We start from the raw sequence: 21,973 nt of genomic DNA, 5'->3' as shown, positions 1-21,973 counted from the left end.
TTACCCTTGTCTTGCTTGCAGTTGATATTGATTAAATGTATCGGTTTGATTGCTTAATGCGAGTAACTTTACTAGCGAAATCACATAATTAAACGAAGCAAGTGAACGTTGAGTTTTAATACTGGCTAAATACAGCTCGGCATCGACGACATCAAGTGATGTAGATAATCCTTGCTTAAACGCTTTTTCACGAAGAAACACGTTTTCAGTTGCCAATGTAACACTCGACGCTAATCCATTATATTCGTCAATGGCTTGCAGTGCTTGGCGGTATGTTTTTTCAACAAGTAAAGAGAGATCTTGCTTCGCCTGTTGTTTTAAATACTGAACTTGTTGTATTGCACGGTGTGCCGCCACCACTTTCTCTGAGCGACCTTTGTTATCTAATAAAGGGACATTCATACCAATACCTACCATCCAATCGGGAGCTATCTCAGCAGATAAGCTGTCACCTTCATATAAATTGTAGTTACCATAGAGGTAAACTTCTGGGTAGTATCGTCCCTTTTCTGCTTTTACCAAACTTTGAGCTTGAACTTCTTTCGCGTCTAATAAAGCTAAACCAGGGTATGTATCTAAAGTGCTATCAACAAAAGAACGTAATTCTGGGAGTGTTGCATTTATAAATAACATGGTTTCAGGCGTTACCGCGTCACGGGTTTGAAGCATTTGAGATAATGCGGCATTGGCAATATCCCGATCTTGTTCCGCTTTACGTAAATCAACCTTTGCTTTGTCATAAGAAGCATCCGCTTGAAGTCGTTCAACTTTTGCTATTTGCCCTTGCTGTTGAAGTTTCACAGCATTGCTACGGTGTTTAGCGAGTCCTTGTTCCACTTCTGTATAGGTATTCACAACTTCATTGGCTAAAACGACACTAAAATAATATTTAGCGAGATCTTCATAAGAGGCTTGTTGTTTCATTAATAGTTTACTACGAGCTTCCGTTGTCTTTCCTTCCGCGGCACTCTCTGCTGCCGAAATCCTACCGCCAGTAAATATAGGCCAAATAGCACGAATAGAGCTGGTAAAAATGTCTCTTTCAGTTAGCGTCGATGTAATAGGCCCACCGAGCTTATTGATCAACCCAGATGCTGCACCGGCAAAAGCAGGGTTAATATCGGTACTATCGAGTAGCTGTTGGCTACTTACGGTGACATCGTCATCTAAATAAGTGTAGTTTGCTGTCAGTGAAATGGAGGGAAGATTTAAATCACTCGTAGCAGAAGCTAATGATTCTTGGCGTTGAACATTCGTTCCGCCGCGATACCATTATGATTATTAAGAACGTTTTTCCATGCACTATCAAAGTCGACCGATTTAGCCTGAACAGAAATAGATAAAACAGCGGTTAAAATAATTGATAAGCGAGTCATTTTTAGCATAAGCCCTCCGTTGCGTAGAGTATATACTCTAGATTGATCCATATGCAAAAAAAAAGCTTACCACAATAGGTAAGCTTTTTTAGAAAAAGAAACGATTATTTAGTCATACGGACAAGAGACAAACCAATTAGCCACTCTAAATCTTTACGGCTTTCTTCGCCGTATAAATCTTCAACCAAACCGTATAAACGCTCAATACCGTTGTGCGCAAATTCGTGAGCGTTAGCTGATGTTACGATGTGGTGGAATAAAAGACGTAAAATTGCGCGGAATTGTTCATCTTCTAGAGAAGCAATCCAGCTATCAATGAATGCTTGTTTATCACCTTGCATTTCAAGACGTTCTGCAAACAAACGGAAGATACGACCATCTAATGCTGCTGTAAAATCAGTTTTCTTTGGAAAATGATGGCTAATACCAGTTCTTGATACACCAGTCTGTTGACTTAGTGTGGTATATGACATTTTGTCATAGCCTAGGCGTAATAGTTGATCAATAACTGCATCCATGATCTTCTGGATGGTGATTTCAGTATCTTCTTTACTTCTTTTTGGCATAATAAAGCTCTTCTAATGTGGTTAGTCCATTAAGAAATTAATCATAAAAATTTACTAATGACAATTATATAAGTAAATTTATAGGATTCAATTCCATTTGTATAATTATTTTTATAATATTTTGCACAATCAGTGATGTCGCGCAAACGGTTCGCTTATAAAATACCTCTTAAATATGAGAAATAAATTTATTAAGGTAAAATAAGCAAAGACTTACAGCAAATAAATGCACACTTTATATGGGCAGTCTGCGTTATACAGTATGGAATTACAATACACTACACTGCTTTATGACAAAGAATTGTCATAAAGGTTCATTTTTTGGGAGAATAGTCCCAGGTTACAAGCTTGAGATTGAAAGATTGTTACTAAACGAATGCATTTTAAAGAAGCCAATAAAATGGTAGTTTTCTTACATAAAGCGTCATAATATAAAGACATTACTACTATTGAGGATATAACTATGAGTTCTGATGTTGAACAAAATGTACCTTGCGATGCCTGTGGTTGCAGTGCAGAAATGGGCTTTATCATTAAAGAAGGCGATGATGTAGCTGAAGTAAGTATCTTTGCGGATAATAAATCACAACTTAATGCAGAGTTTGCTAATTATCTGACTCTTGCAAAAGAAGTGTGTGCTGAAGTAAAAACGGACATTGAAATAACAGAAAATGAAAAAGAATTACATGCACGCCTACAATTTTCATGCAGTGCAGAAAAACTGATTTATGAATTAAAAACACGTTCACTTCGACGTTAGTTTTTATTTTTGTATAAAAAAAGGCTCCAACATTATTGTGTTGGAGCCTTTTTTATTAAATTAGAGAGATTAAGCTGCTTCGATTTTTGCAGCTTGAGGACCTTTTGGTCCCTGCTCTACTTCAAAAGTTACTGCTTGGCCTTCTTTTAACGTTTTAAAGCCTTCGCTTTGAATCGCGCTGAAATGAGCAAACACATCAGGACCGCCATTCTCTTGAGTAATAAAACCGAAACCTTTATCTTCATTAAACCATTTAACAGTACCAGTTGCTTTAGACATTACGTCTCCTTAACACTTAAAAAATTAACTACCAGTGATTCAATATGTTTATCACTGCGACAATCAATGCCGAATTTCACTATATCAAATGTATTTTGATAAATGAAACGCTAAATCATGACCGATATCACTCATTTAACATTAAACTTATTTACGCAGTTGTCGATAATACAGTAAGTCTTTTATTCAACGTTGTGTCTATGTTCATATTGAATCGCTCTATTTTCTTTATCTTATTATCTGTGTTGCTCAGCGCCCCTGTTTTAGCTGAAAAATTAAATAAACACCGTTTGATTAATCATATCGATAGCTACGGAAACATTAGTTTGAGGAATACCGGCTACACCGAGTTACCTGACGATTTGGTGGTTAATGGCGATCTTAATTTAGCAAAAAGTAAAATAACAAAGTTACCCCAAGGGCTCGTTATTAACGGTAATCTAAACCTCGCTAATACCGCTATCACTAGAATACCAAGAGGCACAAAAATTGTAGGATATTTAAATTTAGCGGGAGCGACTCAATTTAAACGCTACCGTCGTGGTGTCAAAGTGGCTGGATTTATTAACCTTGCAGGTTCAGGCTTAACCGAACTACCAGCAAGACTGACCGTTAATGGTGATTTGAGTGTCATTAGAACACCGTTAGCAACATTACCAATGCAGCTAACAGTTAAAGGCAATCTTTATCTTGGCTATTCAAAAATAACGACACTGCCTGATGATCTCGTGGTTAATGGCAATATTTACCTTGGTGGCCAACAAATAACTGATTTCCCTAAATCAATAAAAGTGAATGGCTATATTTTTAAGTAACATTACAATAGTAACAATCGTTAATGTTGGGGCTGTGTAATGTTAGACAATTTACATCAAATGGTAATTTTTGCTACGGTAGCAAATGAACTTAATTTTACGCGTGCGGCTGAAAAGCTCGGCATTTCAAAATCGCACGTATCAAAACAAATTAAAGCATTAGAATTACGATTAGATTGTCAGCTGGTTCAACGTAATAACCGTTCGGTATCAATCACTGCGCTTGGCAGTCAGTATGCCGAATACAGTCAGAAGCTACTCGATATTGCCTATGAAGCCGATGCCCTTTTAGATGCTCACCACGGGCGTATTTAAAGTCGGTATTGCTCAGTCTTTTGGGAATCGTCACATCACACATGCGTTGGCTGTTTTTCAAGAACTCTATCCAGAATTAGAGCTTGAAGTCAGCTTGTTTGATCATAAACCAAAACTACTTGAAGATGGCTTTGATTGCTGGATCGCCATTCACGATGATTTACCAGAAGGTATGGTTGCAAGAAAAATTGCCGATTGCCGATTCATTGTTGCAGCAGCACCAAGTTATTTAGAAAAACACGGTGAACCAAGTAGACCCGCAGAGCTCTCCCAACATAAATGCATTACTTATCAAAGTAATGAAAGAAAATTTAACGAATGGGAGTTTACTCGTGATGGCGTTCATCAAGTCGTTAACGTGCACAGTAACTTCAAGATTGATAATGCGTCTGCGATACTAGACGCAACCAAAGCCGGTGCAGGTATATCTTATTTAGCGAGTTACTTACTTGAGAATGAGTTTGCGAATGGAAGTTTAGTTCGATTATTAAGTGAATGGGAAGCGGATATGAAATTGCCTATTTATGCGGTTTATCCGAGAAGACAGCATCTACCACCAAAAGTACGAACTTTTATCGACTTCTTATCCCAACAAGTTGGTAATCCTCCTCATTGGGATAAGAAACTGTTTAACTAAATCACTACTGCGCGTTCTTTACTGGGTTAGCATAAAGAGCGCGTAAAAATGGTTTTTCTTCTTCAGTTAATACCGATAATTTTGCATTTAATTCATTCTTAACACTATCCGTTACAACATCAGAATCAATATTAGCGGCGGCATAGTTAATAGGGAACAAATGATAGTTAGTATGGATTTGCACATCAATACTTTTGGCTAGTTCGTCAGCAGAGTCAGAATCCGTATTCACTACGTCACCAAAGTGAATATGAATACGTTTTTTATTACCGATAATACCTTTAATGATACTGTCGATGTCTTCAAACTCCCCTTTCTCATATGATCCAAGTGTCGCAACTGCATTTAGTTCTTTTGCTTTTTGAATATCCAAAGGATCATTTTCGTATGAAATAGACACAGGAACGATATTCAATCCATTCATATATTCAGAAAAAGTTTCTTTACGTTTACGACCTTCAACATGAAACATTTTTAAAATTGCAGCATCAGTAAAGTCATTCCCATCTTTAGCTCGACCTTCTTTTTGTGCAATCCAAATTGAATTATTTGTTTCAAGAGAATGCTTGATATAAGAAGAGAGTAAGCTAAGTGCTTTTAACATCTGGCGAGGGGCTTTTGCTGAACGCTTAACAATGAAACTCTTATTCAATTTCATTAATTCAGTACTGCATGCTTTTTTAAGCAAGTTATCGCCAATAGCAATACGTACTGTCTGCATCTTATTGTTGTATAGAACCCAATTCATCAAGGCTGGGTCCATTGCAATATCACGGTGGTTAGAGATAAATAAATAGGCTTTATTTGAATCTAACTTATCAATACCGCTGTAGGTGATCCCATCCGTGGTATTTTTTACTGTTTTATTGAGATAAGTCGCCACTTGCAGCTGTACATCTTCAACTGTTTTGATCTTAGAAAGACTACGACGAAGTTTGCAACGAATTAAAGGCGCGAGAAACCAAAACAAAATTTTGGATGCCGAAGGAAACTTATAATGCAAAATAGCATTAATGAATTCATCATCAGAAATTAAACGTTCAATTGCCTCAGGGACTTCACTGTCATTATACGGGCGAATTTCTTGATAGATATCTTGTGTGGTCATGTGGGTACTTATGATTACCGAACAGAATTAATAAGCGCGTATTCTACTCGATTTTATCTCTGTTGTACGTGATCTATTTAAGAGGTCGTACCATTCAGGCCATAATATAGGTTAAATTCTTAGAATACTTTGATTTTTTAGCGGAAAGCAGTAAAGTGACGGACTTCAAAGTAAGAGGTTTTTATGAAAAGCGCAATCACATTCCACTCAAAAACATACGAACAGCTTTTTTATACCGCTCGTAAGAAGAAAAACTATTATGAACTGGTTTATGTCAATACAGGTACCGCTCTCATCCGCTTAGGGAAATGGGAATACGTAGTATCAGCTGGAGAGTTTTTTTGGTTACCGTTTGATTCTTTAACTTCAATCACTATTGTTCCAAACGCTCAAATTGCTCACATTGCTTTTTCTATTCGAACTCGCGAAGATTTACCGACACAAGGTGGCTTTGTTAGCCAAACAAGTTTGCTTAACGCGTTAATAGCAAAATTGTTCACAGCCTCATTAAATGAACAACAAGAACAACGCTTACTGGCTGTGATTCAAGATGAGTTGTTACTGGCAACGTTTCACACTGATGTGTCTAAAGAATCAATGCAGGTTAATAATTACATTAGCGTATTAAGCGACCAAAAAACGACAAATGAAAGTAATGTTATCTCTGCTGAAATGGCATTAATGCTAAAAGTAAGAGAGGCTGATAAAATGCGAAAATCAGGCGCGAAAGACGTGATGATAGCAAAGCGCTACTTTTCAGATGACATACAAGCAATGAACAGCTCATTCAGTATCTTTCTATAAAAAAAGTAACGTCCGTAATAAAGTCGATGATTATTGAAAAGGAATTTCAAATTGCATGAACACTTGGTCATCCACTTGTTCATGCCATCTATAATCGATTCTAAACCTAGGTTCGTTCCCCTTTTCTTCTCCACCAAAAGCCAAACTAAGCTGTAATCCATGGCTTTCAATCCAATCGGTATAAGAATCAAATTCTTCTATCTTTTTGTCGTAATACTCTTCTGGTTGCCAAACCGTAAACCCGACAGCACTGTCACTAAGATAACCGGTAAGTAATGGGTAAGGTTCTTCACCACTACTGTATTCCCATTTATCCCAATAACTTTCTTCAAAAAGCTCAGACTCTAACTGATTAGTAATATCGTATAACTGGCTAATAAATTGATTTACTTCAAAAAGAGGTATCAAACAAGTAGACGATGACGAGTAAACCTCGCGTGAATAAGAGGCATAACTGTCTTGCAAACAAGTTGCTTTTTCTTCTGCACTCAATTCAATAGGCAGAAGCAGGGTTAAACTAAAAAAACCAACTTGTTTTTTCATCACGCGTTACTCGTATAACTGGTGAGCCTTAATATATTGACTCACACCTTTGGTTGTTAGGTGACTTATGTCATGACCATTTTTTATGGCATGTCTTATGTCTGTACTTCGTATTGGCAAGGTTTCAGGGCAAGCCATTACATTCCACTTTTTTGCTATTTCATCCGCTTTAAAGAATTGACTAAACTTCATTAAATTATCTGGTCCGATGATAAAGGTTATATCGGCGTCTGGATTTTTTTCTTGAAGATAAGTCAGTAAAGAAAATGTGGTTACGCTTTGTTTTGGAACGTAGAGCTCACTTTCGATACAAGACAACGCTACATTACTATTAAATTCATCAATAAAAGTTAACACCATGTCAATACGAGTGTCAAAAGGAAGCATTTCTTTCCCCCAAGCATGAGAAATACTTGGGACTAATAGCACCTTATCAAAATGACTAAGGCGTTCAATGACACTTTTATGCCCTAATGATGGTGGATTAAAGGCGCTACCAAATACCGCTATTTTCATATATTACTCGATGTTGATACTATTATTAATCAGCATAAGTGAAAAATTTGTCAATCACTATGCATTAGCTCATTACTCTGTTATTAATTCTTTAAATTCAGTATTATATTAGGACTAATTACTCGTAATCACAACTCCAATGAATGATTTGAAAGGAATGAGAATGCAGAAACAGATTGTTGAAGAAATGAAAGTTAAGGTATCAATTGATCCCCTTAGTGAGATTCAACGCCGTGTTGATTTTATCAAATCCACATTGACACAATCAGGATGCAAATCGCTGATTTTGGGGATCAGTGGCGGTGTTGATTCAACAACATGTGGACGCTTAGCTCAAATAGCCGTTAATGAATTAAATAAAGAATCGAATTCATCTGATTACCAATTTATTGCGGTACGCCTTCCTTATGGTATTCAAAAAGACGAAGACGAAGCACAATTAGCTCTTGAGTTTATTAAACCAACACATTCAATTAGTATTAATATTAAAGACGGCGTTGACGGTTTACATAAAGCAAACCATCTTGGTTTAGCTCATACTGGTTTACTGCCTACCGCAAATGATAAAATCGATTTTGTAAAAGGTAACGTAAAAGCACGAGCTCGTATGATTGCTCAATATGAAGTGGCTGGCTATGTCGGTGGTTTGGTATTAGGGACGGATCATTCGGCAGAAAACATTACCGGATTCTATACAAAATTTGGCGATGGCGCTTGTGACTTAGCTCCTTTATTTGGATTAAATAAGCGTCAAGTAAGAGACGTTGCCGCAGAGCTTGGCGCACCAGAACAATTAGTAAAGAAAGTACCTACGGCTGATCTTGAAGAATTAGCACCACAGAAAGCCGATGAAGATGCATTATCTGTCACTTATGATGAAATCGATGATTTCTTAGAAGGCAAAAAAATTGATACTGAGGCAGAGGCTAGATTAATTAAAATCTATCAAACGTCCCAGCATAAGCGCAAACCTATCCCAACTATTTATGATTAATCATTGATACTAGGTAACGCTCTTTGATCACTGACTAACGCTTCTTTTGACGTTTTAGTCAGTTTTTTTATTCGATATTCATACTTTAACGCCAAGGATTTATTTTCTACCTCATAAGACCATACCAATTGTAATGGCCCCTTCCCTTTTAAATATTTAGCCCCTTTCCCTTGCTGGTGAGCCAGAAAACGACGATCTATATTATTTGTGATACCACAATATAGTGTATTTAATTTGGTTCTAATTAAGTAGATAAACCAAGGTGAATCAGTTGTTTTCATTATGCTAATAAATCATTAACTAGTTGAGTCAGCTGAGCCATTTCGGCTTTTAGCTCCGCAACTTCAGATTCTAACAAAGTGATGCGCTCATCATTCTCTGTTGAGTTTGAATGGTTAGTCACGTTTGTTTTATCAACAACAGTGACATCATTAATAACCTCACCACAAAATAAATGGGCATAGCGTGCTTCTCTCTTACCTGGTTCTTTTTCTAACTTAGTCACCATTGGCGATGCTTCACTTAAGCCTAATGTCGTTAATACGGACTCGACTTCTGCGACATTATCAAACTCACATAAACGTTGGGTTCGAGTACGCAGTTCCCCTGGTGTTTGAGGTCCGCGTAAAAAAAGAACGCACAATACAGCCATTTCTTGTTTTGACAATTTTAAACTACCAAACTCCGTATTACAGAAACGATGTTGGTATTTTGCCACTCTTGAATTTCCACGAGTTTCATCCGTAACCACACGTTCTGACACTAATGTATTTAAACTATCTAAAACATCCGAATCAGACATCGATGTGACAGGGTCACGGTTGCTTTTTTGATTACATGCTGTTGTTAGTGCATTCAGTGTTAATGGATATTGCTCAGGGGTGGTAACCTCTTTCTCGATAAGGCAACCTATAATGCGGATCTCGGTTTGATTGAATATTCTCATTTGTTAATTCCTTCTGACGTAAATATAACCATTACACGGCATAAAATGCGAAGCCTGCAAGCAAATCACTGTATTAGCATTGAATTAGTAATCTAACCTCTTAATATCCATGATAGTATTCCTTCGTTAGATTAATATCAATTGGAGAAATAACCATGGGCCTTTTTAGTAGTCGCTCTTCCTCATCCTCTTTATCCATCATAGCAAAAGGTTGCCGAGTTATCGGTAATATTGAATCTGATCAAAGCATTCAAATTGATGGGTTTGTTCAAGGTAATATTACAACGGATGCTGAAGTCATTGTGACGCCGACTGGCCGCGTTCAGGGTGAGATTAAAGGAGGCTTAGTTCTTATCAACGGATTAGTTGAAGGAATGTGCCAAGGAAATGAAGTCAGCATTCAAACTCAAGGTAAGTTTAAAGGAACGATGCAAACTCAGCAACTTACTATTGAGAAAGGCGGTTTATTGATCGGTGAAAATCGTGAAATTGAAATCGTAGAACAAGTATCTAAAGTCATTTCAAAAGAAAAGCTAAAAACGCAAGATAATGTAGAATCTATAGCGTAATTTTGTTTTTTTAACACAGTATTGATCTTGTTATTGTTTTCGCTATTACATTTGTGATTTAATCAAGAAAGTAGCTATTGAATATTATAGGAAGTTTAAAATGAACAACGTATTCGAAATTATCAACCAAGCACGTCGTAAAAACAAACTGAAACGTGAATTGCAAGATAACCAAAAGAAAATCCGTGATAACCAAAAGCGTGTTGTACTATTAGAAAACATGCTTGATTATATTGACCCAAGTATGACTACTGCTGAAGTTATTACCATTGTTCAAAACATGAAAGGTGATTACGAAGATCGTGTTGATGACCACATCATTAAAAGTGCTGAGATCTCAAAATCTCGCCGTGACATCAGCCGTAAAATCCGTGATTTAACGGAAGCAGATAAAAAAGCAAATAAGTAATATTTTACTAAATTAATAAAAAATGGAGGCTAACGCCTCCATTTTTATTTCATGCCTTCAGCTAAAGCTTCAGCGGTCACGTCTTCAACAGCCAGAAACATCGATTTGATCTCTCCCGTTGTACTCCTCATCGGATTTAATGTGACGTTTTGGTACATAAATTTTGTTTGTTGGGTAATTGGACGAACATTGCGACAATGAAAAAGGTACGGTTTTTGACGCCAAATGACAAAACTTCGAGAGCCAAGCTCAAACACTGGCTTAGATTTCGCTCTAAACCAAGCTTCGTTAATTTCAGGGAAAACATCAAAAAGAGACTTCCCCATCACATCATGCGATTGCTTACCGCTATGGTGTGTCATAAATCCATTCCATAAATGAACCGTAAACTCTCTGTCTACAACAATTAAACCGACATCAACATTTTGTACAATATCAACCATCCAATGAAATTGCTCAAACTCTGCAGGAATACCATTCATTTATTCATCATCCAGTAAATACGCTAATTTATTATCTAAAATCGGCAATGATTCATCTACAATCATCAGCAACATATCGCATTTTATATCAGTACCATCGATATTATAGCTAACTTCAAAAGACATTATTTTATTAAAGGTTCCTTTGGTTGATTCAACAACACTGTCTACCGATACATGCTGGCCAAGCAACACGGGAGCGCTTTGAAAAAATCGGACTTCCGCTTGCTCTCCAATCCCTTTAAGAAAAGCACCAACCAAAATATTAGAAACATCCATTAATAATTCAAGTTCTAAACTATCAGAATCGGTTTCTGGGTAGTCCATCAATTTCGTTAAATCGGACACACTAGAGTCACTTAATAAGACTAATGCCTCTCCAGCAATACCTTCACCGCTAAATCCTTGGCAAACCCCTGACATATGTTCGTTACTCGCTAAATGCCTTAGCGTCATTTGAAGCTCACTCATTTCAAATAAGTTTACATTAGGTAATGGCATATTAACGAACACATCAAAATGACGAGCTAATGAATCAGCAGCTCGACCTATTGCTACGTTGGCAACTTCTAAATAGACGTCACGACGTCGTAATTGAGCATTATTTACCTGAACAGGCACATAACTTTGTGGTCTTTCTGGTGTGATATTCAAAGACTTAAGCGTAGATAAAAGTGTTGCTTTATCTACTGGTTTTTTTATGAATGCTCTTGCACCTAATGCTAATACTTTCTCTTGAGCTTTAGGTTGTATGTCACCAGAGACAACGATAACTTGTGTTTTAATGTGTCGGGAATTAATTTCGTCAAGAGTCCCATAACCATCCAATTCAGGCATAGTAAGATCAAGAAAAAGAAGATCAAAAGAAGAGGATTCAAGTTGATTGATTGCATCCCATCCATGCATTGCAAATTGAATATTTGCTCCCCACGATTGAGGAATAACTCGAGCTAATTGCTTTCGAGCTAATGCCGAATCATCACAAATCAGGATGGATATAGCCATCTGTGTTACCTTTTTAAATAAAACTATCAATACTATATCAATTATTAATAATCTTAGATACGGTACACTATAGGTAAATAAAAAAAGGAGCCCTAAGCTCCTTTTCTATTGATTCGATTTTTACTCAGTTACGCTGTTTTTACGTACTTTTTAAGTAATGGCACTGAAATTTTTGCGTCTCTAATTTTGAACCAAAGATAAGTAGCAACAATAGAGAAGAATAAATACGACACTGCAAAAATGAATGGTGAGCTGATTAATTCAGCTTTCATTCCAATGACAACACCAGTTATAGTCACTGTCATTTTCGCAAATAGACCTAACACTAACACTAACATTAACATAGCAAGCTGTGGATATTTTGTCGTTCGAAATGCAAACCAATGACAACAGCCAACCGCTAATGTTGCGATGCTTAATCCTAAAATAAACGAATGAAAATGCTCGGCCGCGGCGACGCCACCAAGAGTTGATACTAAAAATATAAGTAATAATTTCATATAAACCTCAACAAACTAAACTGAGAGCATCCTTTCAATTATGGAATCTTTGTTTTCAACCTATTCTATCGCTTTTTATATCTAATTCAACTAGATAAAAAACCATTAAATGTAAACGGATTGTTGCAAATAATTACGGTATTCAACTACTTAATACTAAGTGTCAGATAGAAAAGAATACTTTCTTACATCTGATATAATGTTTGTTACAAAATAGTTAAAATCAACTATTTATTTTTTTTAAAATTTTTACTTTTTTGATGATTTTATGAACATAACCACTTTACAGGCATAAAAAAAGCACTCTAATGAGTGCTTTAGAAATTAAAGGGACAATTAAGCTTCAGAAGCAGCTACATAGTTCTCTAATTCATCAACTTGTACAGTTGTGATGTATTGACCATCTAGGTAGAAAGCAACGCTGTCTTCTACTTTCTCTCCGCGAAGTGTTTGCACTGTTCCATCTAATAATGCGACGTGCATTTCAAGAGTGTTTGCGTCGATTTGTTGAATAGTAGTACTTTCAACATTATTGTTTACTTGAAGTGGAGCAATTGGTGCTTTAGTCATCGAAGAATCAATTTTATCGTTAACTTTAAATACTGCACCGCCAACATCAGTATCAACGACTGCTGGGCTCTTTCCTGTAATGATGTTTTTACCAGTCCAGAATTCAATTGAGTTAAAAATGAAAAGGTCCGCAAACGCTGCTACACCGTATACTGGTGCAAGTAAAATGTATAAACCTTCACGAGCATAACGGTTATCTACTGCTTTAAGGTTACCAAAAGCAACTAGCTTTGATACGCCCATTTGACCCATACAACCCGTAAGAGTTGTAATACCTAACGCTACTGCCACTGCTACTTTAATTTTTTTAATGTTCATAATTTTCTCTAATTGTTTATTTATGTATTGTTTAACGCCGCGGATATTACCAAGTAACACTTTGTAAAAATAGGTTAATATTCATGATTTTACATAAAAATGACATTAAATCGTCAAAAAACCGACATCGCTATATTTAAAATCTTATATTGCAAAAATGTGGTGTAATTTTCATACAGAGTATTCCAATGCATTCAGAGTACTGATAAACTCCGCGCAAATTTACGTGACTCATGTCATATATTTAAGAAACAAACCATACAATTAAAATTTTAGATTGTAATAAACTTTCAATTCACTGAGATAACGATGAAAAATATCGATAAAGCAATGCGCATCCTGCTTGCAGGCTTCTGTATTAACCTATGTTTGGGTATCCTTTACGCTTGGAGCGTATTTAACAAAGCTCTTGTTACTGATATGGGTTGGACCGCATCACAAGCATCGCAACCTTATGCTATCGCAACAATCACATTTTCACTTTGCCTTTTAGTTGCTGGTATTTTACAAGATCGTATGGGTCCGCGCTTGATCCTTATCTTCGGTACTATCCTCGTTGGCTTAGGTATGATTTCATCAAGCTTTGTTGATACTGTATTTATGCTAAACATTACTTTTGGTGTAATAACGGGCGCCGGCATTGGTTTTGGTTACGCATGTCTTGCTCCTTCAGCAATGAAATGGTTCCACCCTTCTAAGAAAGGTATGGTTAATGGATTAATTGCTGCTGGTTTTGGTCTTGCCGCAATTTATTTAGCGCCAGTAACTTCAGTATTAATTTCTATGTACGGAATTCAAACTACATTCTTAGTTCTTGGTATCGCGATTCTGATTATTGCAACACCACTAGCGACAACAATTACAAACCCACCAGAAGGTTACACTCCTGAGCTACCTAAGGTTAAAGCAGGTAAAGCACCGCTTTCAACTCGCCAGCCTCTTGATCTGAACTGGAAAGCAATGCTGAAAACACCGCAATTTTATTCTTTATGGATAATGTATGCATTTGCGGCTTCTGCTGGCTTAATGATCATCGGTAACATAACAACGATTGCAAGCATGCAAGCAAACCTGCCAAATGCGGTTTACTTAGCGTCTATCCTTGCAGTATTTAACTCAGGCGGTCGTGTTGCTGCTGGTATGCTATCGGACAAAATTGGTGGTGTTAAAACCTTACTTATCGCTTTTGTTCTTCAAGGTATTAACATGGCTCTATTCAGTACATTCGACAGCGAAGTCATGCTTGTTGTTGGTACTGCAATTGCGGCGATTGGTTACGGTACATTGCTTGCTGTATTCCCATCACTAACGGCTGAATTCTACGGTCTGAAAAACTACGGTACAAACTATGGTGTTCTTTACACATCATGGGGGATTGGTGGTGCTATTGGTGCAGCTGTTGTTGGTTATTCAATGCGTCAAGGTGGCGATTACAATCTTGCTTATACAATCTCTGCCGCTATGGTGGGTGTTGCTATTATATTAGCTATCGTGACGAAACCAATATCTGAAGAAAAAGTGCAGCAACTAAGCCCTGCTAACGTTTAATTTGTTCAATTAAATTAAAGCCCGTTTACTGTTCAGTAAGCGGTTTTTTTTATGTTTATTGAATCGATTTGAATTCAAATAAAAGGGAGTCGATACAAGTCACATTTATTGGCAACGTGAAAACAATATATGTCTAAATACGGTGTCAATTAGAAGGCGTTATAAATAGAAGAAGATTATAATTAGTTCGAGAATCGTGTATTCTTAATTTTGGTCATTGAAAAGTAAGTGCACAAAAGAGACACTGGCTTTTTTAGAAGGATATTTATTGTTGGATCAGTTATTTACAGAATGCCTTGAGTCATTTAAATATGACTACAAAACGCTGTGTGAGCACCATTACCCTACTATTCACAATAGAGGAATGTCACCCGTTCACCTAAGTGCTGCATTTAACCGTAGATTATTGTCTGTTTTAAAAAAGAATGAGAATCCTGAAAATTCGCAACTGCATATTATTCAAGCAGAGGCGTACCGCTACATTTGTTCATTAGATACCAATAAAGGACATTCTGATAATAAAAAACTGTGGCTTTTGTATCCCCAATTTCTGAATGCAAAAACGGAGGCAAAATCTCAAATATCAGCCTCAATAGAATTTCTTTTTGAATCACACGAAATACAACAGTTAGACTATATCTGTATCATTTGCGATCATTGGTTTGATAGAACAACCAGCAGTAAAGAGTTGTACTATTGGTGGAAAGGCCTATTACCAAAACAAGAAACAGATTATGAATCACAAGGCATTCATAATCTCATCTCAAAAACAACGTTAAACAGTACCTTAGAAAGCCGATTCAACCTCAGTTGCGTTAGTAATCATATAATCCACCCACTAGAATCGAATTCTCGTCAATGTGAATTATTAAAATACTTATTATGTACCGCGGTGTTTCAATTAAACAAAGATTAAATACAGCCCTAACCTAATGGATCTTCACTACTTTTGACATGTTCAAGATGAATCACACCTTTACAGCCAAGGTTTTCAAGCTGAGTCTTGCTAAGTTGAGTGCTTAAATAAAAGCCATAATGATAAATACTGTCGCCTTTATTATTAGCAACCACTTTTCTATATACAATATCACCGACTAAATTCGGAAAAGAACGAATCCTCAGTTCACAACTGCCTTCTTGTAATTTTCTCTCACTTGTAAAGCCAAATCCTTTTTTAGACACATCCATTAACTTTACAGTAACAAAAGGCATTAATTTATGCGCCCAGAACACTTTAGCATTCACAGATTTCGGACATTCGAATCTAGGCCATCGGCGTTTAAGTAAAAATTCCACGTTTCACCTTACAGAAATTACGATCGGCCTATTCTCAACAAAAAAGCGAGACAATACAATAAAATTATCCACTTTTACATATCCGTACGCCATAATATATCTTGGGTTATCTTTGTTTTACCACAAGGCATATACACGATAACTGTTACGCTTCAAAAACATACCCTCCCATTATATAGCCTAGCTTCTTTCATATTTATACAGATTAGGCTATAAGATGATAAAATGGCTTTAATGTCATGAGGTTTAACAACAGATTTAATCGATAAACCAATTAATACACTTCAGCTAATTCAATCGGATAATGACGTTCAAAAGCTAAAGAACGAGCTAATATTATCACCTCATCTTCATTTAATACCTTAAGAGAAGACGTCTTAATGGTAAAGTTAAGCACCCTAGCAATCTCTTTTGCACATTCGATTCCTGAAGACGCTTTAACAATCTCAGCTCTGAAGTAACCATCTGCGGTATAAGAAATATTTGCTGCTCGTAACGTCACATCGGTACCAGGAATTTGTTGAGCTCCATATAACGGCTTTCCTGCTGATGTCGCGGTTTTAAATGAAGGGATAAATTGAGCAATATGCTTTATCGCTTTATCCGTTCGTTGCTGCTGAATCGAGAGATCCCAACCTTTTACAATTTTTTTAATCAATGCTTCTGATAATTTAGGCTGTGCGGACTCATTACTTGATTGTGACAAACCATTTTTAAAAAGCGTAATATCTTCCGTCATACCATGCAATTGAATATACCCATTTGGATATGGCGTGAATTGAGCCATTCCCAGAGGTGTCCCTCTCTCCCCATGAAATATAACTTCCGGCCACTTCCCATAGTCTGATTGATTCCATTGAGTAACATAAGCGGCTTTAAACTCAACTAATCGATGAGTGTGCTTTTGTACTAAATCATCAATAATCCCAGTTCTAAATCCAGCACTATTAATGACACAATCAAAATACTTGCTTTCTTCTTTCCCAGACTCAGCGTAGTTAATCACCCATTGCTGGGCGTTTTTTTGAATATTATGAACATGTGAATTAAAATTAAGCACGGTATTTGATTTATTATTTAACGTGATCTCAGCGGTTGCGGCCATACGAAAAACACTAAGGCCATATTCTTGAACTAACACTACGGGATACTTTAGTTGCTCTAAATCGACACTTTTTACGAAAGGAATTAACCAATCATCTAAACACGTAGGAGTTTCAGTTGGAGTCAACTGGGATATTAGCGTTAGCTGTTCACGGCTATAGATTTTGAAGTAATCAGAAGAAGGACCAAAGAATTCATTTTTAGGATTGTCATCAATGAGTGTTTGATAAGCATTTTTTAACAGGATTAAACGCGGTAATAAGTCAGAGGGTTCACCGCTGTCGGTTTTAGGCACTGCAATAATGGTTGGCCGTTTATTCATTGTATGAGGAAAATAGCGAACAGTATCGATAGATTCTTTTAATAACGTTAAACACTGTTCATCAGATATCTCACGATATAAGTTGCCTCCAGCATGCAAATGACAGATAGGAGGTCCGTTCACTAAACTAACGCCCTGTTCAAAGAGTTCAATATCAACATCGAACTGAGATAAGTACATCGCAATACTCGATCCGGCTATCCCACCACCAATAATGGCAATCTTCTTTTTAGAGTGTTTTTGTTCCATCTTTTTTATTAATCCAAGCCTAAATATGATTGACTTAGCTATTTTACTTCGCAGTACAAAAAAATAATAGTTTATCTAAAGAAAAAGCTTGATCAGGTGTTAATTTCTTTAATAATCATTAAGATAACTGGTTATACCTATAGTTACCCACAGAAATTGTGGATAAGTGTGGGGAATTTCATCCCCATAAGGTTAAATTGATAATACGCACAGTAACTCCAAGGATAAAAGTACTAATACCAAGTCGGTACCATTTATACTCTTGAGCGCTCATTTCTATACGTTTAACAAATAATGCACACGCACCACGCCAATCTGACGTTCGTTTTCCATATTGTGTGACCGATAAACATAAAAAGAGGATCCCGGTGCCAATCAATAACAGTTCAATACTATTTAAAACCAATTCCATATTTACACTCCTTTGTTAACAGTAAGTATTTTATTGTTAGTAACACTGGGATGTAAATTAGCCAAAGGTCTTAACTTGCTTCATTGTTAATCATTACCCAACTTAAACAAATAAGTTTACTTAAAGAAGTACGTCTTCTTCACGGTATTTTGTTATACTGCTCACAACTTTATTTTATGATGTGAATGTAATGGAACAACTTGAAGCCAAGCTAAAAAAATTAGAAAAAAGAAATTACCGTAGTTACACTGCTATAAAGGGTAAATACGATTTTACAGACTTCACTTTGTACATCGATAATGTTCAATCTGACCCATACGCGCCGCCTTCTCGCCTTCGTGCAAAGCGTGCTTGGTCATTAACACACCTACAATGGCTGCAAGAAACCTCTTTAGATTATCAACGTGCAGCAAGAGACTTCCTTGCTCGTCACTTTAGCCAGCTTCTTGAAAAAGACGCAACTCTATCTATTGCGCTATCAGGTCAAACGGTTTTAGACCATACATCGGTTGTTTTTGATGATGAAGGTATTGAACTTCGTTATAACATGAACTTACCTGCTGATGGCCGTGAAATTTTAGCAAAGAGAGCCATTAACATTCTGACTTTCCATATGCCAAAATACGTTCGTAGAACACTTCTGGCTCGTGAACTTCCTATTGAAGAATTAAAAGAACATTGTAAAGTTATTGTCGATCAAGTTGCCCTTCGTCGTCAGCTTGCTGAGCATAATCTAGTCGCGTTTGTTGCTAATGGCAGTATTTTACCTCGTATTGCGGGTAACAATGATCGCCCAATGAAAGAAGCCATTGCTTTTCAAAGCCCTGCATCTTTAGAAATTGAATTATCTACACCAAACAAAGGCCTAATTAAAGGCATGGGGATCCCAAAAGGGATCACGCTTATTGTTGGTGGTGGTTTCCACGGTAAATCAACGTTACTTAATGCACTAGAGCGCTCTATTTATGATCACATCCCAGGAGATGGTCGTGAATATATCGTTACAGAAGAATCGACAACAAAAATTCAAGCAGAAGATGGACGCTGTGTTCATAGTTTGAACCTGTCTAACTACATTAACCATTTACCGATGGGTAAAGACACGACTTGTTTCTCAACTCAAGATGCATCAGGCTCAACATCTCAAGCCGCTTGGTTACAAGAGTCTCTAGAAGCTCAAGCTAAAACATTACTTATTGATGAAGATACGTCAGCAACTAACTTCATGATTCGTGATGAACGTATGCAAGCACTTGTAAGCAATGGTGCAGAACCTATTACGCCGTTAGTTGATCGCATCGGTCAACTTCGTGATGAATTAGGCGTTTCTACGATTTTAGTTATGGGCGGTTCTGGTGATTACCTTGATGTTGCCGATACGGTAATCCAAATGCATGATTACCAAGCCGTTGACGTAACAAAACAAGCGAAAGATGTTGTTTTAAGTCACCCGACAACAAGAAAGAAAGAAGGCTCTGAACATTTACTTCCTACGATGACACGCCAACTTAATCGTTCATCATTGCAGGCAATTCTGCAAGAAGGTAAATTCAGAATTCAAACCAAAAACAAAAACTCTTTACGTTTTGGTCGTGAACTTATTGATATTACAGCGATGTCTCAACTTCAATCATCAGCACAAGTACATGCTATTGGTTGGGTATGGTTCCAGTTATCGCAAGATCAAGGTTGGGAATTAAACCCAGTTGAGTTTATCGCTCAACAGCTGCATGACAATTGGCACGAAATCATGCCAAAACATGGTGATCTAGCGAAGCCACGAGTCATTGAAGTGATGGCCGTATTGAACAGAATGCGTGTTGCTGAGTTCAAATAGAACATGATTCAATAAAAAGCCTCCTTTACTGGGGGCTTTTTAGTATTTACCACTTCATTTTTTCATCATAACAAACAAAATCACTCTATAATCGCCCTTCTAATATTCATATCCCCTGTATAAAAGTGAATAATTACTTTTTTTTAATGAATACTATTCCACTTTTAAAAAAAACAGTGTAATCTCCACTTTACTGAATGAATACGGAAGTTTAGTGAATAATAATGCTAAGGATTAGCTTTTTATTAACTAGTAGTAATTTGAGAGATTTATGCAAAATTCAAGTGAGATTACCCCTATGAGCAAAAAGAAGAATCTTCTGATGTTCCTTATCCCATCATTAATTGGTCTGATCCTGTTTATGGCTCCGATCACTTATAATGGTTCTATTACCATCCCTGTTGCTGTTTTAGCAAAATCAATCCAGGTATTATTTGGTGAGCACCTAGTAGCAATCGTTACTGGTATCATTATGTTTATGTCTGTCATTACTATTTTAGCTAAAATAGTTAAACCTAAAGTTATCGCAAACAACGCATTTTTATTTGGCTTACTTAATCCAAGCCCACTTTGGTTTGTGGTACGCCTAGTTGGTGGTATTGCCGCTGCAATGGTTTACTTTCAATTTGGACCAGTAGTTATTTGGGAACCAAACACGGGTGGCTTAGTTCTTAACGATCTTCTTCCTGTTCTATTTTCTGTATTTATCTTTGCAGGCTTATTACTTCCTCTATTACTCAACTTTGGTTTATTAGAACTATTTGGCGCCCTACTTAGCAAAGTAATGCGCCCAGTATTTAACTTACCGGGTCGTTCAGCAATTGACTGTATGGCTTCATGGTTAGGTGATGGCTCTGTTGGTATCTTACTAACGAGCAAGCAGTACGAAGGTAAATTTTATACACAACGTGAAGCGGCCGTTGTCGGTACCACTTTCTCTGCAGTATCGATTACTTTTAGTTTAGTTGTGATTGCTCAAGTTGAACTAGAAAGCTACTTCTTACCATTTTACTTAACGGTTTGTTTAGCGGGTGTTGTTGCTGCAATCATCATTCCTCGTTTACCACCTCTTAGCTACAAGAAAGATTTGTTTATTGATGGTACTGAACGTGATGCTGATGCTGAAGTTATCCCTGAAGGTTACACAACGTTCTCTTGGGGTCTTGAACAAGCAATGAAAAAAGCAGCAAAAGTCACCTCAATTAAGAGCGTATTTGGTGAAGGCGTTAAAAACGCAGTAGATATGGTCTTTGGTGTACTTCCTGTTGTAATGGCACTTGGTACCATTGCTTTAGTTATTGCTGTATACACATCTGTATTTACAACACTAGGCCAACCTTTTATTCCATTCTTAGAGTTACTTGGTGTTCCAGAAGCAGTTGAAGCCTCTCAAACGATTGTTGTTGGTTTTGCTGATATGTTTATTCCTTCAATCCTTGCAGCATCGATTGACAGTGAAATGACTCGTTTTGTTATTGCAGCAATGTCAGTAACACAATTAATCTACATGTCTGAAGTTGGTGCTCTACTACTTGGTAGTAAAATTCCAGTAAATATCTTTGAGTTATTTGTAATCTTCATTCTACGTACATTAATTACTTTACCCGTTATCGCAGGTATGGCTCACTTGATTTTCTAATCTTGTAGAATCACCAAATACAGGAAAGCCCTAAGTATGATGAACAATCTACTT

General features: G+C 36.8%; 24 protein-coding genes and 2 pseudogenes. 11 read left to right on the top strand and 15 right to left on the bottom strand.

Annotation, left to right across the window (positions count from 1 at the left end; translation table 11 throughout):
• Together VSAL_RS19255 and VSAL_RS19250 are read right to left on the bottom strand one after the other, a co-directional pair.
• Positions 1-1,385: pseudogene (locus VSAL_RS19255) on the bottom strand (TolC family protein).
• 95 nt (positions 1,386-1,480) lie between these two features.
• Positions 1,481-1,942 (bottom strand): TetR/AcrR family transcriptional regulator, encoded by a 462-nt coding sequence (locus tag VSAL_RS19250; protein ID WP_012551937.1) that lies wholly within the window; start codon positions 1,940-1,942, stop codon positions 1,481-1,483.
• A gap of 463 nt (positions 1,943-2,405) precedes the next feature.
• Between VSAL_RS19250 and VSAL_RS19245 the strand changes: the two genes are divergently transcribed.
• Complete coding sequence (locus VSAL_RS19245) at positions 2,406-2,702, top strand: YfcZ/YiiS family protein (protein WP_012551936.1); 297 nt, start codon at positions 2,406-2,408, stop codon at positions 2,700-2,702.
• A 69-nt stretch (positions 2,703-2,771) separates the two neighbouring features.
• Here the strand turns inward: VSAL_RS19245 and cspE are convergent, their stop codons facing one another.
• A complete protein-coding gene (gene cspE / locus VSAL_RS19240) occupies positions 2,772-2,981 on the bottom strand; it encodes a transcription antiterminator/RNA stability regulator CspE (protein ID WP_012551935.1) in 210 nt (69 codons plus the stop codon).
• A gap of 44 nt (positions 2,982-3,025) precedes the next feature.
• On the opposite strand from cspE, the gene VSAL_RS19235 reads away from it, so the two are divergent.
• Entirely contained in the window at positions 3,026-3,796 is a 771-nt protein-coding gene (locus VSAL_RS19235) for a hypothetical protein (protein ID WP_012551934.1), read from the top strand.
• A gap of 39 nt (positions 3,797-3,835) precedes the next feature.
• Positions 3,836-4,748: pseudogene (locus VSAL_RS19230) on the top strand (LysR family transcriptional regulator).
• Between the two features lie 4 nt (positions 4,749-4,752).
• On the opposite strand, the gene VSAL_RS19225 reads toward VSAL_RS19230, so the two are convergent.
• A complete protein-coding gene (locus VSAL_RS19225; RefSeq protein WP_012551933.1) occupies positions 4,753-5,856 on the bottom strand; it encodes a 1-acyl-sn-glycerol-3-phosphate acyltransferase in 1,104 nt (367 codons plus the stop codon).
• Positions 5,857-6,039: 183 nt separating this feature from the next.
• Between VSAL_RS19225 and VSAL_RS19220 the strand changes: the two genes are divergently transcribed.
• Positions 6,040-6,660 carry an AraC family ligand binding domain-containing protein gene (locus VSAL_RS19220; protein WP_012551932.1) on the top strand — a complete coding sequence of 207 codons (621 nt, stop codon included), beginning with the start codon at positions 6,040-6,042 and terminating at the stop codon, positions 6,658-6,660.
• Between the two features lie 30 nt (positions 6,661-6,690).
• On the opposite strand, the gene VSAL_RS19215 is transcribed toward VSAL_RS19220, so the two are convergent.
• The gene (locus VSAL_RS19215) at positions 6,691-7,203 is read right to left on the bottom strand and encodes a hypothetical protein (RefSeq protein ID WP_012551931.1); all 513 of its coding nucleotides are present in this window, start codon (positions 7,201-7,203) and stop codon (positions 6,691-6,693) included.
• Between the two features lie 6 nt (positions 7,204-7,209).
• Positions 7,210-7,719, bottom strand: coding sequence for a nicotinate-nicotinamide nucleotide adenylyltransferase (locus VSAL_RS19210; protein ID WP_012551930.1), 510 nt, complete (start codon positions 7,717-7,719; stop codon positions 7,210-7,212).
• A 163-nt stretch (positions 7,720-7,882) separates the two neighbouring features.
• On the opposite strand from VSAL_RS19210, the gene nadE reads away from it, so the two are divergent.
• Positions 7,883-8,713 (top strand): ammonia-dependent NAD(+) synthetase, encoded by an 831-nt coding sequence (gene nadE, locus VSAL_RS19205; RefSeq protein ID WP_012551929.1) that lies wholly within the window; start codon positions 7,883-7,885, stop codon positions 8,711-8,713.
• On the opposite strand, the gene VSAL_RS19200 is transcribed toward nadE, so the two are convergent.
• Both VSAL_RS19200 and VSAL_RS19195 read right to left on the bottom strand, forming a co-directional pair.
• Entirely contained in the window at positions 8,710-8,994 is a 285-nt protein-coding gene (locus VSAL_RS19200) for a GIY-YIG nuclease family protein (protein ID WP_012551928.1), read from the bottom strand. The two genes, nadE and VSAL_RS19200, sit on opposite strands and share 4 nt — an antisense overlap.
• A complete protein-coding gene (locus VSAL_RS19195) occupies positions 8,994-9,659 on the bottom strand; it encodes a YceH family protein (protein ID WP_012551927.1) in 666 nt (221 codons plus the stop codon). The genes VSAL_RS19200 and VSAL_RS19195 overlap by 1 nt, the downstream gene beginning before the upstream one ends.
• A 155-nt stretch (positions 9,660-9,814) precedes the next feature.
• On the opposite strand from VSAL_RS19195, the gene VSAL_RS19190 reads away from it, so the two are divergent.
• Positions 9,815-10,228 (top strand): bactofilin family protein, encoded by a 414-nt coding sequence (locus VSAL_RS19190; protein ID WP_012551926.1) that lies wholly within the window; start codon positions 9,815-9,817, stop codon positions 10,226-10,228.
• Between the two features lie 100 nt (positions 10,229-10,328).
• The gene (locus tag VSAL_RS19185; protein WP_012551925.1) at positions 10,329-10,637 is read left to right on the top strand and encodes a DUF496 family protein; all 309 of its coding nucleotides are present in this window, start codon (positions 10,329-10,331) and stop codon (positions 10,635-10,637) included.
• Positions 10,638-10,681: 44 nt separating this feature from the next.
• Here VSAL_RS19185 and VSAL_RS19180 read toward each other — a convergent pair whose 3' ends face one another.
• From VSAL_RS19180 to VSAL_RS19165, 4 genes are all read right to left on the bottom strand, one after another.
• A complete protein-coding gene (locus VSAL_RS19180; protein WP_012551924.1) occupies positions 10,682-11,119 on the bottom strand; it encodes a PAS domain-containing protein in 438 nt (145 codons plus the stop codon).
• Complete coding sequence (locus tag VSAL_RS19175) at positions 11,120-12,124, bottom strand: response regulator (protein ID WP_044583575.1); 1,005 nt, start codon at positions 12,122-12,124, stop codon at positions 11,120-11,122.
• Positions 12,125-12,252: 128 nt separating this feature from the next.
• Positions 12,253-12,624, bottom strand: a complete 372-nt coding sequence (locus VSAL_RS19170) for a hypothetical protein (RefSeq protein ID WP_012551922.1) — start codon at positions 12,622-12,624, stop codon at positions 12,253-12,255.
• Positions 12,625-12,960: 336 nt separating this feature from the next.
• Positions 12,961-13,512, bottom strand: a complete 552-nt coding sequence (locus VSAL_RS19165) for a DUF3332 domain-containing protein (protein ID WP_012551921.1) — start codon at positions 13,510-13,512, stop codon at positions 12,961-12,963.
• A gap of 309 nt (positions 13,513-13,821) precedes the next feature.
• On the opposite strand from VSAL_RS19165, the gene VSAL_RS19160 reads away from it, so the two are divergent.
• The gene (locus VSAL_RS19160; RefSeq protein WP_012551920.1) at positions 13,822-15,060 is read left to right on the top strand and encodes an L-lactate MFS transporter; all 1,239 of its coding nucleotides are present in this window, start codon (positions 13,822-13,824) and stop codon (positions 15,058-15,060) included.
• Positions 15,061-15,331: 271 nt separating this feature from the next.
• Complete coding sequence (locus VSAL_RS19155; RefSeq protein ID WP_044583574.1) at positions 15,332-15,976, top strand: hypothetical protein; 645 nt, start codon at positions 15,332-15,334, stop codon at positions 15,974-15,976.
• 8 nt (positions 15,977-15,984) lie between these two features.
• Here VSAL_RS19155 and VSAL_RS19150 read toward each other — a convergent pair whose 3' ends face one another.
• The 3 genes from VSAL_RS19150 to VSAL_RS19140 all read right to left on the bottom strand — a co-directional run bounded on the left by VSAL_RS19150 (position 15,985) and on the right by VSAL_RS19140 (position 18,443).
• Entirely contained in the window at positions 15,985-16,356 is a 372-nt protein-coding gene (locus tag VSAL_RS19150) for a PilZ domain-containing protein (protein WP_012551918.1), read from the bottom strand.
• Between the two features lie 274 nt (positions 16,357-16,630).
• Positions 16,631-18,031, bottom strand: a complete 1,401-nt coding sequence (locus tag VSAL_RS19145; RefSeq protein ID WP_012551917.1) for an NAD(P)-binding protein — start codon at positions 18,029-18,031, stop codon at positions 16,631-16,633.
• A gap of 178 nt (positions 18,032-18,209) precedes the next feature.
• The gene (locus VSAL_RS19140) at positions 18,210-18,443 is read right to left on the bottom strand and encodes a hypothetical protein (protein ID WP_012551916.1); all 234 of its coding nucleotides are present in this window, start codon (positions 18,441-18,443) and stop codon (positions 18,210-18,212) included.
• A gap of 190 nt (positions 18,444-18,633) precedes the next feature.
• Between VSAL_RS19140 and VSAL_RS19135 the strand changes: the two genes are divergently transcribed.
• Positions 18,634-20,280 carry an ABC-ATPase domain-containing protein gene (locus VSAL_RS19135; protein ID WP_012551915.1) on the top strand — a complete coding sequence of 549 codons (1,647 nt, stop codon included), beginning with the start codon at positions 18,634-18,636 and terminating at the stop codon, positions 20,278-20,280.
• Positions 20,281-20,551: 271 nt separating this feature from the next.
• Positions 20,552-21,919 (top strand): YjiH family protein, encoded by a 1,368-nt coding sequence (locus VSAL_RS19130; protein ID WP_012551914.1) that lies wholly within the window; start codon positions 20,552-20,554, stop codon positions 21,917-21,919.
• Positions 21,920-21,973 lie beyond the last annotated feature (54 nt).

This window comes from Aliivibrio salmonicida LFI1238 (genome assembly GCF_000196495.1).
GTDB lineage: Bacteria > Pseudomonadota > Gammaproteobacteria > Enterobacterales > Vibrionaceae > Aliivibrio > Aliivibrio salmonicida.
Note: the sequence above shows the minus strand (reverse complement) of the source record. Positions and strands in the feature narration are given on the sequence as shown.